The 12,738-nt window shown below is 70.3% G+C and carries 9 protein-coding genes; 2 read left to right on the plus strand and 7 right to left on the minus strand.

The genetic code is table 11. The features are described 5' to 3' along the window. Positions 1 to 60: 60 nt before the first annotated feature. Entirely contained in the window at positions 61 to 5,343 is a 5,283-nt protein-coding gene (locus tag E5P2_RS27440) for a non-ribosomal peptide synthetase (RefSeq protein WP_162570232.1), read from the plus strand. Here E5P2_RS27440 and E5P2_RS27445 read toward each other — a convergent pair. The 6 genes from E5P2_RS27445 to E5P2_RS27470 all read right to left on the minus strand — a co-directional run bounded on the left by E5P2_RS27445 (position 5,270) and on the right by E5P2_RS27470 (position 12,072). Next, on the minus strand, positions 5,270 to 5,917 hold the full coding sequence (locus E5P2_RS27445; RefSeq protein ID WP_162570233.1) for a DNA-3-methyladenine glycosylase: 648 nt from the start codon (positions 5,915 to 5,917) through the stop codon (positions 5,270 to 5,272). The two genes, E5P2_RS27440 and E5P2_RS27445, sit on opposite strands and share 74 nt — an antisense overlap. A gap of 56 nt (positions 5,918 to 5,973) precedes the next feature. Then, entirely contained in the window at positions 5,974 to 6,906 is a 933-nt protein-coding gene (locus tag E5P2_RS27450) for a 2OG-Fe(II) oxygenase (protein WP_162570234.1), read from the minus strand. A gap of 4 nt (positions 6,907 to 6,910) precedes the next feature. Then, positions 6,911 to 7,558, minus strand: a complete 648-nt coding sequence (locus tag E5P2_RS27455; protein WP_232080871.1) for a hypothetical protein — start codon at positions 7,556 to 7,558, stop codon at positions 6,911 to 6,913. Positions 7,559 to 7,587: 29 nt separating this feature from the next. After that, positions 7,588 to 8,946: a cytochrome-c peroxidase gene (locus E5P2_RS27460; RefSeq protein ID WP_443083565.1), complete on the minus strand. Its 1,359-nt coding sequence runs from the start codon at positions 8,944 to 8,946 to the stop codon at positions 7,588 to 7,590. 44 nt (positions 8,947 to 8,990) lie between these two features. Then, complete coding sequence (locus E5P2_RS27465) at positions 8,991 to 11,309, minus strand: phosphoesterase (RefSeq protein ID WP_162570235.1); 2,319 nt, start codon at positions 11,307 to 11,309, stop codon at positions 8,991 to 8,993. An 85-nt stretch (positions 11,310 to 11,394) separates the two neighbouring features. After that, positions 11,395 to 12,072 (minus strand): TetR/AcrR family transcriptional regulator, encoded by a 678-nt coding sequence (locus tag E5P2_RS27470; protein ID WP_232080873.1) that lies wholly within the window; start codon positions 12,070 to 12,072, stop codon positions 11,395 to 11,397. An 83-nt stretch (positions 12,073 to 12,155) separates the two neighbouring features. On the opposite strand from E5P2_RS27470, the gene E5P2_RS27475 reads away from it, so the two are divergent. After that, on the plus strand, positions 12,156 to 12,584 hold the full coding sequence (locus tag E5P2_RS27475) for a VOC family protein (RefSeq protein ID WP_162570237.1): 429 nt from the start codon (positions 12,156 to 12,158) through the stop codon (positions 12,582 to 12,584). Between the two features lie 12 nt (positions 12,585 to 12,596). Here E5P2_RS27475 and E5P2_RS38205 read toward each other — a convergent pair whose 3' ends face one another. Then, positions 12,597 to 12,728 (minus strand): hypothetical protein, encoded by a 132-nt coding sequence (locus E5P2_RS38205; protein WP_269475592.1) that lies wholly within the window; start codon positions 12,726 to 12,728, stop codon positions 12,597 to 12,599. Positions 12,729 to 12,738: the final 10 nt, after the last annotated feature.

Raw genomic sequence — 12,738 nt, forward strand, 5'->3', positions numbered from 1 at the left:
CAAGAGCGCTTTCGCTTAACTCCCGTCGGGCTTTCCAGCGCGACGCGGCTTGCCAGGTCCATGTTCCAACCCTCTTCGCCCGATCTTGCCCGACAGGCACCTCCTCTCGCCGCTTCGCCGCAGACGCTCGCCTCGGTGTTCGAGGTGCAATGCGCGGCCCATGGGGACAAGCTGGCCTACGGCTTCCTCGCCAGCGACCTGAGCCTCGCGGAACAGACGAGCTACGCACAGCTGCGCCGCGACGTCCACGGCCTCGCATCCTGGCTCACGACCTGCACGCTGGCAGGCGACCGCGTGCTGCTCGCCTTCGCGCCGGGGCTGGACTTCGTGCGCGCGTTCTGGGCCTGCATGCTGACCGGCCGCGTCGCCGTGCCGGTGCCGGCACCCGACCTGATCCGCATGCACCACGCGGCACCGCGGCTGCGCAGCGTGATCGCCGATTCGCGCGCGGCCGTCATGCTGACCACCGGCAAGCTGCTCGATGCCGCGGCCGCCGTGCTCGACCCCGCCACCTTCGCGATGACGCGCTGGCTGGCGCTGCCCGATCGCGCGCGCGATGCGGCCAACGCACGGGCCTTCGCGCCGCCGCCGCTCGAAGCGTCCACCCTCGCCTACCTGCAATACACCTCCGGCTCGACCTCGTCGCCGCGCGGCGTGCGCCTGAGCCATGCGAACGTGCTCGCGAACGCGCGCGCGGTGCTCGACGCCAGCGGCGGCGATGCGGGCAGCCGCGGCCTCAGCTGGCTGCCGCACTTTCACGACTACGGCCTGGTCTGCGGCGTGCTGACGCCGGTGATCACCGGTGCCAGCAGCTTCCTGATGTCGCCCATCAGCTTCCTGCGCAAGCCGCTGCTGTGGCTGGAAGCGATCTCGGCCTTGCGGATCACGCACACCGGCGCGCCGAATTCCGCCTACGCGGCCTCGCTGCTGGCGCTCGGGCGCAAACCTTTCGACGGCCGGCTCGACAGCCTGGTGTCGATGAGCTGCGGCGCCGAGCCGATCCATGCCGATACCGTCGAACACATGCTCGCCGCCTTCGCGCCGTCGGGGCTGCGTCCGCAGGCGCTCAAGCCATCGTACGGACTCGCCGAGGCCGTGCTCGGCGTGACATCGGTCGCACTCCATGCCGAGCCGCGCATCGTCGCGGCGGATGCGGGCGCCTTGCTGGCCCATCGCTTCGAGCCGGTCGCGCACGATGCGCCGCAGGCGCGCCGCCTGGTCGGCTGCGGCCCGGCGATGGCGCACACCGAGATCGTGATCGTCGACACCGATGCGCTGCGCGCGCGCGCCGACGGCGGCATCGGCGAGATCTGGGTGCGTTCGCCCGGCGTCGGCAGCGGCTACTGGATGCAGCCGGAGGCCAGCGAAGCGGCCTTCGGCGCCCACCTCGCCCACGGCGACGGCCCCTTCCTGCGCACCGGCGACCTCGGCTTTCTGGACCAGGGCGAACTGTTCGTCACCGGCCGCCTGAAGGACCTCGTCATCGTCCACGGCGAGAACCACTACCCGCAGGATCTGGAATGGAGCGCCGAGCGCGCGCACCCGGACCTGCGCCGCGGCCACGGTGCCGCCTTCGCGGTCGACACGCCCGGCGGCGAGGCGCTGGTGCTGGCGCTCGAACTCGAACTGCGCGCCTTCGCGCCCGATGCCGAGGCCATCTTTCGCGAGGTGCGGCGCGCCATCGCGGTGGAGCATGGCCTGGGCGTACACGCGATCGTGCTGCTGCGCCCGGGCAGCCTGCCGCGCACCTCGAGCGGCAAGATCCGGCGCCAGCATTGCCGCAGCGCATTCCTCGCGGGCGAGCTGACGGCGGTCGCATCGCACATCGGCGGGACGGGCGACGAAGAACCGCTGATCGTCGGCCGCGACGAAGACGCGCCCGCCGCCGGCCCCGAAGCCGCCACGCGCCGCACGATGCCGCGCAACGACGACGAGCGCGCGATCCACGCGATCTGGTGCGAGGTGCTCGGCACGCGCGCCTTCGGCATCCACGAAAGCTTCTTCGAGCTCGGCGGCAGTTCGCTGCGCATGACGCAGGTGCTGTCGCGCATCAATGCCCGCTTCGACATCGAGTTGCCGTTGATCGAACTCTTCGAGCATGCGAGCGTGGCCGCGATGGCGGCGCAGGTCGCGCAGCATCGCAACGGCGCGCCCGTCCCGCAGGCCGGCATCGTGCGCGTCGCGCGCGGCGTGGCGTTGCCGGCTTCGCTGTCGCAGCGCCGCATGTGGGTGATCCAGCATTTCGATCCGGCCTCGACCGCCTACAACGTGCCGATCGCGATCCGCCTGCGCGGCGCGCTCGATCCTGCCTTGTGCCAGCGGGCCTTCGATGCGATGGTGCGGCGCCACGAAGGCCTGCGCACCTGCTTCGTGATGGGCGAGCACGAGCCGATGCAATGGATCGAGCCGCATCTGCCGGTGCCGATCGAGCACGTCGACCTGCGCCACCTGCCGGCCTCGGAGCGCAACGCGCATGCGCGCACCCTGCTTGCACAGCGGCTCGCGCAGCCCTTCGACCTGTCGAAGGCGCCGCTGCACCATCCGATGCTGCTGCGCCTCGGCGAGCGCGAGCATGTGCTGTTCTGGCTGCTGCACCACGCGATCACCGACAACTGGGCCGGCGCGCTGCTGATGCGCGAGGCGCTGGCCGCCTATGGTGCGCTGGCCGCGGGCCGCGCGCCGGTGTCGGCCCCGCCGGCCATCGGCTATGCCGACTATGCGGCCTGGCAGCGCAGCCCCGAGGCCGCGGCGGCCCGGCGGCCCCATCTGCACTACTGGACCGAGCGGCTGCGCGACCTGCCCGATCTCGATCTGCCGACCGATTTCCCGCGCCCCGCGAAGGCCCGCTTCAAGGGCGCGCGCGTGTCGGCCGACCTGCCGCCGCGGCTGCGCGAGGCCGTACACGCCTTCGGCAGCCGCGAGGCGGTAACGCCTTTCGTCATCTTCCTCTCGGCCCTCGCGCTGATGCTCGGGCGCGAGGCGAAGAGCGAGGACGTGCCCATCGGCACGCCGATCGCGAACCGGCATCGCTTCGCGTCCGAGCAGCTGGTCGGCACGCTGGTGAACACGCTGGTGATGCGCACCGACCTGTCGGGCGACCCGAGCTTCGCGCAGCTGGTGAACCGCGTGCGCCGCAACGCGCTCGAGGCGCATGCGCACCAGGACGCGCCTTTCGACGAGCTGATCGACGCGCTCGGCCACGACCGCGCGCTGCGCCCGCAAGGGCCGGTGCGCGTGCTCTTCAACGTGCTGAACGCGCCGGTCGGCCAGCTCGATTTCTTCGGGCTCGAAGTCGAGGAGTTCGACTTCGAACGCAGCGCCGCGCAGTTCGATCTCTCGGTCCACATCGACACCGAGTTCGCGCAGCGCATCCATCTCGAATATGCGACCGACCTGTACGCGCCCGTCACGGCCGCGCGCATGCTGGAGAACTACCTCGCGCTGGTCGAGCGGCTGCTCGCGCAGCCCGAGCGCCGGCTGTCCGAGTTCGAGATGCTGTCGCCGGCGCAGATGAACCTGCTGCGCCATGGCTGGAACGGCGCGCGAGCGCCGCTGCCGGCGCAGCCGCTGGTGCACCGCTATCTCGATCTCGGTGCGCCCGAGCGGCGGGCGCGCGTGGCCGTGATCGACGCCGAGGGCGAAGCATCGAGCTACGGCGACATCGAGGCGCGCTCGAACCGGCTCGCGCATGCGCTGCGCGCGCGCGGCATCGGGCGCGGGCAGCGCGTCGGCCTCTGCATCCAGCGCAGCCCCGACATGCTGATCGCGCAGCTCGCAGTGATGAAGGCGGGCGCGGCCTATGTGCCGCTGGACCCTGGCTATCCGCGCGATCGCCTGCGCTACATGGCCGTCGATGCCGACCTCTCGGCCGTGCTGATGCACCGCAGCGCGGGCGAGATCCTCGAAGGACTCGAACTGCCGATGCTGGCGCTGGAAGACGCGCAGCTGGTGCACGGCCAGTCGCCGCTGCCCCTCGCACCGGACCCGGCGCTGGACGCGACGCCGGCCGACGAGGCCTACGTGATCTACACCTCGGGCTCGACCGGCCAGCCCAAGGGCGTGCGCGTGCCGCACCGCGGCGTGGTCAACTTCCTCGCCGGCATGGTGAAGATGCCGGGCCTGGCGGCCGAGGATTGCGTGATGGCGATCACCAGCCCTTCCTTCGACCCCTCGGTGCTCGATCTGCTGCTGCCGCTGGCAGTCGGCGCGAAGGTCGTCATCGCCTCGCATGCGCAGGCGCACGATCCGGCCGCGCTGCGCGCGCTGCTCGAACGCCATGGCGCGACGCTGCTGCAGGCCACGCCCTCCGCATGGCGCCTCTTGATCGATGCCGGCTGGACCGGCACGCCGCGCTTCCGCGCGCTGATCGGCGGCGAGGCGCTGCCGCCGATCCTGGCCGAACGCCTGATGGAGCGCAGCGTCGAGCTCTGGAACATCTACGGTCCCACCGAGACCACGGTCTGGACCACCGCCTGGAAGGTCGAGTCGCCGCGCCACGGCATCGCCATCGGACGGCCCATCGACAACACCACGGTGTGGGTGCTCGACGAGCACGGCCATGCCTGCCCGATCGGCGTGCCCGGCGAGCTCTGCATCGGCGGCGCGGGCGTCACGCCGGGCTACTACCGCCGCGACGAGCTGACGGCCGATCGCTTCATCGCCGATCCCTTCAGCGGCGAGACCGGCGCCCGCCTCTACCGCACCGGCGACCTCGGACGCTGGCGCCACGACGGCCTGCTCGAACACCTCGGCCGCGCGGACCACCAGGTCAAGCTGCGCGGCTACCGCATCGAGATGGGCGAGATCGAATCCGCGCTGCTCGACCATCCGCAGATCGCGCATTGCGTGGCCGTGACGCGCGCGCAGAGCGAGGAGGACGTGCGGCTGATCGCCTACGTGGTCGCGCACGGCGATGCGCCGCCGAGTCCCGCGGTGCTGCGCGAGCACCTGCGTTCACGGCTGCCGCAGTACATGATCCCGCAGCACTTCGTGGTGCTGGCCGAGATGCCGCAGCTGCCCAACGGCAAGGTCGACCGCAGCGCGCTGCCCGCGCCGGCCGTCGAGAGCCTGCTGGCGGACGGCCGCAGCTACCTCGCGCCGGTCACGCACAGCGAGCAGGTGATCGCAGGCATCTGGTCGGAACTGCTGGGCCTCGAACAGGTGGGACGCAACGACAACTTCTTCGACCTCGGCGGCCATTCGCTGCTGGCGATGCGCGCGGTGACGGCCATCGAGGCGCTGCTGGACTGGAAGGTGGCGCCGAACCGGCTCATCTTCGAGAGCCTGCAGCAGATCGCGCACGCGGAGAACCTGGAAGCGCGGCGGCGCGAAACGGCCGGCTGAGAAAGCGCGAGCCCTGCTCGCCGAAACGCCAGGGCACGTCGATCGCCTTCGTGAGGCCGATGCGCGGCCCGGCCTCGACCCTCACGGCCGGATGATCGCCGGGCGCTGCCTGCAGCTCGAAGGGCGGCGCATCGAGCGGCAATCCGTAGAAGCCGGCATCGATGCCGAGCGCCTGCCCCAGGCGCCCCGGCCCCGAACACAAAAGCCGGATGTCCTCGACCCCGCGCCGCTGGCGCATGCGGTCGAGGCCCGCGGTCGGCATCAGCGCGCGGATCAGCACGCCGGCGCCATGCCCCTCCTCGCGGCAGACGAAATTGAGGCACCAGTGGATGCCGTAGGAGCGATAGACATAGACGTGCCCCGGCGGCCCGAACATCGCCGCGTTGCGCGCGGTCGGACCGCCGAAGGTGTGCGAGGCCGGATCCTCGCGGTCGTAGGCCTCGGTCTCGACGATGCGCCCGCCCACGCCGTCGACCAGCACCGTGACGCCGATCAGTTGGCGCGCGACCTCCTGCGAGGGCGCGTTGAAATCGACGCCCGCGAGCGCGGCGGGAACTGGGGGCTTGCGATGCATGGCTGCGGTCCGATGGCTTCGTCCAAAGACGAAGCAGTGTCCCGCAAGTCGCCGCTTCAGGCCGCGCCGGCTGTCGCCGCGCGGGCCTGCGCCTGCGCCGCCGACACGAAGGGACGCTGCCGCATCCACTTGGTCGCCACCCATTTCTCGCCGCGCACGACCGCGCTGCTGCCATGCAGCGACGCATGATCGAGCTGATCGAGGCTGTTGCAGTACTCGAAGTAGACCGCGTGGCCGCGCTGCGGCGAGACCGCCCAGCCGGCCTCGGGGAACACCGTCTCGCCGCCTTCGGGCACGTCGTTCAGGTAGCAGACCATGGTGCTGACGCGCTGGCCGCTGCGCGCGATGGAGGCCTGGTTCGCGGGGTTCGAGCGCAACAGGAAGTCGCAGTGCGGCGCGCTGCCCGCGCCGCGCGGGTAATGCAGGATCTGCAGCCCCTCGCCATGCGCAGGCGGCAGGTTCATCAGCTCGGCGATGCGGCGGTCGAGTCGCGCGACGAGCGCGTTTTCGAGCGGCCGGAAGAACATGCCGAGGCTGCTGCGCAGGCCGGTCACCACGTCGTGCCCGGTCTGCGGATCGACCAGGGTCGAGGGCTGCAGGCGCGGGCGCGCCATCTCGATCAGCTCGGCGCATTCGTCGGCATCGAGCACGTTGTTCAGCACCGCGAGCATCGGCTGCGCGGCGCGCGCGGCGACGCGCACGATGCGGTCCGAGGTCGCGATCGCGGTGCCGGGCCGCAGCCTCGGCGCCTCGTGCCGGTAAGCGGGCAGTGTCGTGTCGGCAGATGTCGCCAGCTCGACGCTGTCGCGCGGCACCGGCAGGCCTCGCGCACGCGCCTGCACGAAGGCATCGACGATCGCGCGCGCTGCCTCGGGCGCCATGCGCTGGCGCTGCATTTCCTCCAGCAGGCCGGCCGGCGCATGGCCGGCATCCAGATGCTGCTGGATCCACAGGCCCAGCTCGGGCGTGAAGCGGACGATGCTGCGCATGCCCTCAGAGGTCCGCGGCCACCCAGCCGGCATCGGTCAGGCGGAAGGTCTCGGTGAGCTCGGCGCTGCCGGCGCCGCGCACCACGTTGGCCACCACCGGGAACACCTTCTGCGCGTCGGCGTCCTGCATCCAGGGCGCGGGCTCGGCCTTGTAGGTGTAGGTCACGACCATCTGATGGGCGCCGAGTGCGGCATTCCAGCGCAGCACCTTGTCGAGGCTCAGACGCGCGGCGCAGAAATTGCCCTGCGATGCCTTCCTGCCGTCGGCCTGCACGGTGTCGCGCACGAGGTAGAACGGATGCCCCGCATCGGTGAGCGCGTAGCGGCGCACCTTCATGTGGTGCGAGATGCCGTCGTCGTCCTTCAGATCGATCTCGGCCACCGAGGCGGCGACGAGCCCGAGCTTCTCGAGCACCGGCATCTGCACGGCGTTGCGCGCGCCGGATTCGATCTCGCGCTCGGTCACGTCGATCGGCCACTGGCTCTTGCCGAGGCAGAGGTCGCCGCGCTTGGCGAGGTAGGTGTTCATCGCCGCGGTGAAGTTCTCGGCGCTGGCGTCGGTCGGCTTGCTGCAGGCGGCGAGGCCGAGGGCACCGGCCAGCGTGAGGACGGCGCAGAGGATCGGCGGCATGCGAATGGGTTCGTGGGTCATGGTGCTTCGGAATGGAAAGTCGGTGTTCGTCACTGGATGCAGGCACCTGAGGTCGGTGCTGTGGCCGGCGGCTTGTAGCCATCGGTCAGCGTCTTGAGAAAGCAGATCAGGTCGGTGATGTCCTGTTCCGACATCGGCGGCGTGCTGTGCGCCGCGCGGCCGTCCATCGGCAGCTGCGTGTCGATGTTGCTCACGAAGGTCGGCGGCAGGTCGTCGTACTTCTTCACCGTGCCGCCGGTGTATTGCGTGGTGATCAGGCCATAGGTCGGGAAGCCCGCATCGGGCGTGGCCCTGGGCGTGCCGCCGACGGTGGGATACCAGAGCTCGGGCAGCGTGTCGCGCGTGTTGTAGAAGCGGATCACCTGCTCGAGCGAATGCATCACGCCGTTGTGGAAGAAGCTCTGGCGCAGCGCCACGTTGCGCAGCGTCGGCGCCTTGAACATGCCGCAGAAGGTGTTGCCCGGCGCCGGCGGATGGTCGGTGCGCAGCGGACCGCAGATGCCGATGTCGAAGTGGCTCGGGTCGGCATTCGCGGGGATGGCCGTGTTGCGCGGCACGCCGATGGCTTCGTAGGAGAAGTCGGTGAACAGCGCCGAGCTGCCGTTCAGTCCCGCGCCCTGGTAATGGCAGGAGGCACAGTTGCCGGTGTTCGGATTGGCGAACACCTTGAGCCCGCGCGCCTCGGCCACGGTGAGGTTGCCGCCGATCTTGTTGCCGGCATAGAGATCGAACTTGCTCGAGTAGGGATGGAAGCTCGGGTCTTCGAGCTGATAGGCCTGCAGCGCGTTGCGCGCGTTCTGGAATGCCGCATTCGTGTCGGCGAAGGCGTCGGCGCCGAAGGCCTGCTTGAAGAGGCCCGCGTACGGCCCGGCCTGCAGCCTGGCGACCACGTCGGCCGCGCTCGCATTCGCCATCTCGTTGGGGTCGAGCAACGGGATCTGCGCCTGCGCGGCCAGCGTCGGCGCGCGGCCGTCCCAGGTGAAGCCGCCGCCGGGGCCGGGCACGCTGATGCCGTCGGGGTTGTCGAGCAGATCGGCATAGGGCGGCGTCACGTCCTTGTAGCGCAGCGAAGGCACGGCGCGCGTGCCGCTGCGGTTGAGCTGGGTGCCGCCGAGCTGCACCGACAGATCGTTCGGCGGGCCGTAGGCCGAGTCCGGATCGTGGCAGGTGGCGCAGGACATCTTGCCGGAGCCCGACAAGGTCTGGTCGACGAACATCCGGGCACCGACCTGCGCGGCCAGGCTCAGCGGGGTGCTCGGCGATGCGGGCGTGGCGGTCGATGCGGAGCTGCCGGCCGCAGGCGGCAGCGCAGCGACGGGCACCGAAGCGCCGCCGCCGCTGCCGCCGCCGCAGGCGGTCAGCGCACTGCAGAGGACGACGGCAGGAATGAAGCAGGCGGCGCGCGTGGCGCCGCGGCCGGCCGGCACGCCGGCTACTTCAGCGCCCAGACGTTGGTCTGGTTCGCATCCGGGCCGACCTGCGGCGGCACCGCGACGTCGGCCGATTGCTTCTGGGTGTAGCCCGCCGCCGCGACCCAGGCGTGGTTGATCGGACGCACCGAGTCGAAGTGGGTGTCGGCGCTGCCGGCGTACTCGGGCAGGTTCAGGATGTTCTGCGCGATGAAGCGCTCGGTGTACTTCGAGCGGTTCATGTACGAGCCGTCGACCGCCGGATCGGCCAGCTGGAACATGTCCTGGAAAGTGCGCACCAGCGCGAAGTGGCTGTAGACGTCGCCGTCGGCCACGCCCTTGGGCGCATTGGGCTGGTTGGTCAGGATGCCGAAGATGCTCTGGCCGTGGCCGCGGTTGCCCTTGGTGTAGTTGTTGACCGACGCGTCCGGCGAGAAGCTGCCGTCGGCGTTCTGCACCAGCGGCTTGGCGACGGTGCTGTTCGAGACGTTCCAGCCGCAGCAGGAGTTGAAGCCGGCGGTGGCATTGCCTTCGTCGAACATCAGCACGATCGCGACGCGCTTCTGGCGGTTGGCCCACAGCGGCGAGGCCTCGATCTTCTTCACCAGCGCGTCGACGTAGTTGTCGCCGCGCGTGATGATCGCGCCGCCGGTGGCGACCGGCACGTTGTTGGCCACGCTGCTGCAGTCGCTCGCGGTGACGGCGGCCGGGTTGCCGCCCACCGTGCCGGTGAGGGTAATGCCGTGCATGTCGTCGCACTGGTCGGGCACGACGAAGTTCAGCGTGCCGACCTTGCCGCTCGCGAGGTCGGTGCCGAGCTGGTCCATGTCGTAGCTCGCGGGGATCGCGTACTTGGTCGAGTTGACCTTCAGCACGTCGTCCCACTGGCCGCCGCCCATGGTGCGGTTGCTGTACTTCCATTCCGGTGCGCTGCGCACGTTCTGGTAGGCCATGCCCGGATGGTGCTTGGTCTTGTAGAGGCCGGCCGGCAGCGGCAGGTTCAGGCCCACGGTGCCGATGGCGGTGGTGTTGCCGGCCAGCGTGCCGGGTGCGTAGACGTGGTCCTGCGCGATCACGGCCGGATCGGCCACGCTGTCGGTGCGGAAGTCCTGGCCCGGGTTCAGCGACTCGTTGTAGGTGCGCCAGGTCAGGCCGGCCGCGGCGAGCGCGTTGAAGAGGTTGGGCTTGCCGACGATGTTGTGGTTCACCGCCGCCGCCTGCGTGCAGGTGGTGGCGAAGGGCGAGCTGGCGAGGCCGGGCGCGTTCTTGTCGGGCACCGGCAGATCCTGCACCGCATTCGCGCCGGTGGCGTCGCAGTTCCACTGGCTGTCGTCGGTGATGCCGAAGTCGTCGGCGCCACCGAGCGCGGTGTAGTTGGGTTCGCTCGGATTGCCGGTCGCGTAGTAGGCGGTCAGCTGGTTGCCGGCCTTCAGCAGCGCGTTGATCTTGGGCGCGAAGGCCGAGTTGACGATCGACGAGGTCGCCTTGTTCTCGAGCATCACGACGAACACGCTGTCGTAGCGCGGAATGCCTTCGACGTTGAACGCGGCCTGTTCGGCCTGCGCGAAGGTGATGGGCTTGCGCGGATCGGCGCCGGTCGACGCGGCGTTCGGCGTGACGCCGGCGAGCTTGCCGAGCGTCGGGTCGCCGCCGGGCTGCGCGAGCGCGTCGGGATAGAGGTCGCCGCGGTCGAGCTTGGTGATGGCGTAGGTGAAGCGGTTGTCGAGCGGCTTGGACTCGGCGAGCATCGCGGTCTGGTCGGCACCGGTCACGGTGTTGACGTCGGCGACCAGGTTGGCGGCCGTGACGCCCAGGCGTGTCGCGAGGTTCTGCTTCTCGGTGGCGTAGTCGGTGCCGTTGGCTTCGGTCTGGCGCAGGATCTCGGACGACAGCGGGCTGATCACGATGGTGCCGGCCGCCTGCTCGTTGACCTGGTCGAGCGAGACGCGCAGCAGGTCGCGGCTGGCGACCTTCGCGCCGCTCACGCTTTGGATCGCGTCGGTGCCGATGTCGGCGGTGAGTGCCGCGTTGGCGGGCACGGTCAGCGTGAAGTGGCCCTTGGCATCGGTCACGACCGGGTTCTCCGACGACTCGCAGTGGCCGTTGCTGTTGGCATCGACGCACACCTTGGCGCCGACATAGTAGGCCGGCGCGATGGTCGGATCGGTGCTGCTGCCGGGCGTGAACTGGGTGGCGGTGACGACGCCGCTGAGGGTCACCTTCGGCGTGGTGACCGGCGGAATGAAGCCGCCGTTGCCGCTACCGCCGCCACAGGCGGCGAGGATCGATGCAGCGAGGACCGTGAGCGACGTGAGAAGGACGTTCTTGGGATTTGTTGGCATGGTGTCCGGACGTGGGTTGTTTGGCCGGACGGACTGTAGGCAGCGGCTGTGACGACCGCATGTCAGGTGGATGAAAGGCGCGGCGCTACAGCCCCTTCTCGACCATGTCGAGCAGCCGCTGCCCGAGCGCCTCGGTCTGCACGCGCGGCATGCCGCGCAAGGGGCCGTCGATGACGAGCAGCGCGAGGCCGTGCACCGCCGACCAGGCCAGGTACTCGGCGCCGGGGCGGCGCTCGGGCGGCATCACGCCGGCCTCGACGAGGCGATCGAGCGCCGCGCCGAGCAGCTCGAAGGGATTGAGTCCGCTCTGGCCGCCCTTGGCCTCTTCGGGTGCGCCTTCGACGTCGACCGGCGCGCCGAACGCGGTGCGGAACAGCCCGGTCTCGGTCTGCGCGAAATGCAGGTAGCCGGTGCCCACCGCGCGCACGCTGGCACGTGCGAAATCGGCGCGCCTGCGGCCGGGACGCAGGGCCGCGAGCTCGGTCTCCATCGCCGCGGCCACGGCCGACAGCGCCGCCGCGCGCACGGCACCCAGCAGCGCCTGCCGGCTCGCGAAGTGGCGGTAGGCGGCATTGGGCACCACGCCCGCGCGCCGCGTGGCCTCGCGCAGCACCACCGCGTCGGGCCCGCCGCTGCGCGCCAGCTCGACGCCGGCCTCCAGCAGCGCGCGCCGCAGGTCGCCGTGGCGGTAGGTGCTGCGCACGGGCGGATGGGTGCTGCGGGCAGAAGGGGTTCGGGTGCGGGTGGCCATTGTCGTTGTCATGTGGACAGCGTTCATTGTCTCTGCTATGGTTTGTGTACGTTGTACACAATACAGCGCCCTCACTCAACCCTCAAGGAGATTCCATGAACCTTCAGCCCTATCTGTTCTTCGAAGGCCGCTGCGAGGAAGCGCTCGACTTCTACCGCGCCAAGCTCGGCGCGCAGCAGGTGATGCTGATGCGCATGAAGGAAAGCCCCGAGCCGCCGAACCCCGAGATGTGCCCGCCCGGCTCCGAGGAGAAGATCATGCATTGCTCTTTCACCATCGGGAACACGCAAGTGATGGCCTCGGACGGCCGCTGCTCGGGCAAGCCGTCGTTCCAGGGCATCTCGCTGGCGCTGTCCGCATCCACCGAGGCCGAAGCGAAGCGCCTGTACGACGGCCTCAGCGATGGCGGGCAGGTGCAGATGCCGATGACCAAGACCTTCTTCTCGCCGGCCTTCGGCATGGTGGCCGACCGCTTCGGCGTGTCGTGGATGGTGATGGCGGAGCCGGACGCCGCCAAGCCCTGAGCGCGCTGCGCCTCAATGCCGCGCGTGCAGGCGCGCGGCCCAGCGCGAGCGTGTGAGCGCGACGAATTCGACCGCGCCCCACAGCAAGGCGCTGCCGAGCCCGCGCAGGAGATGGCGTGTCGGTGGCAGGAAAGTGGAAGGCATGGGGCCACGC

Source organism: Variovorax sp. SRS16 (assembly GCF_901827165.1).
Classification (GTDB): domain Bacteria; phylum Pseudomonadota; class Gammaproteobacteria; order Burkholderiales; family Burkholderiaceae_C; genus Variovorax.

Coding starts and splice junctions, on each gene's coding strand:
- E5P2_RS27440 (WP_162570232.1), top strand. CDS start 61: ATGTTCCAACCCTCTTCGCCCGATCTTGCCCGACAGGCACCTCCTCTC.
- E5P2_RS27445 (WP_162570233.1), bottom strand. CDS start 5,917: ATGCATCGCAAGCCCCCAGTTCCCGCCGCGCTCGCGGGCGTCGATTTC.
- E5P2_RS27450 (WP_162570234.1), bottom strand. CDS start 6,906: ATGCGCAGCATCGTCCGCTTCACGCCCGAGCTGGGCCTGTGGATCCAG.
- E5P2_RS27455 (WP_232080871.1), bottom strand. CDS start 7,558: ATGACCCACGAACCCATTCGCATGCCGCCGATCCTCTGCGCCGTCCTC.
- E5P2_RS27465 (WP_162570235.1), bottom strand. CDS start 11,309: ATGCCAACAAATCCCAAGAACGTCCTTCTCACGTCGCTCACGGTCCTC.
- E5P2_RS27470 (WP_232080873.1), bottom strand. CDS start 12,072: ATGACAACGACAATGGCCACCCGCACCCGAACCCCTTCTGCCCGCAGC.
- E5P2_RS27475 (WP_162570237.1), top strand. CDS start 12,156: ATGAACCTTCAGCCCTATCTGTTCTTCGAAGGCCGCTGCGAGGAAGCG.
- E5P2_RS38205 (WP_269475592.1), bottom strand. CDS start 12,728: ATGCCTTCCACTTTCCTGCCACCGACACGCCATCTCCTGCGCGGGCTC.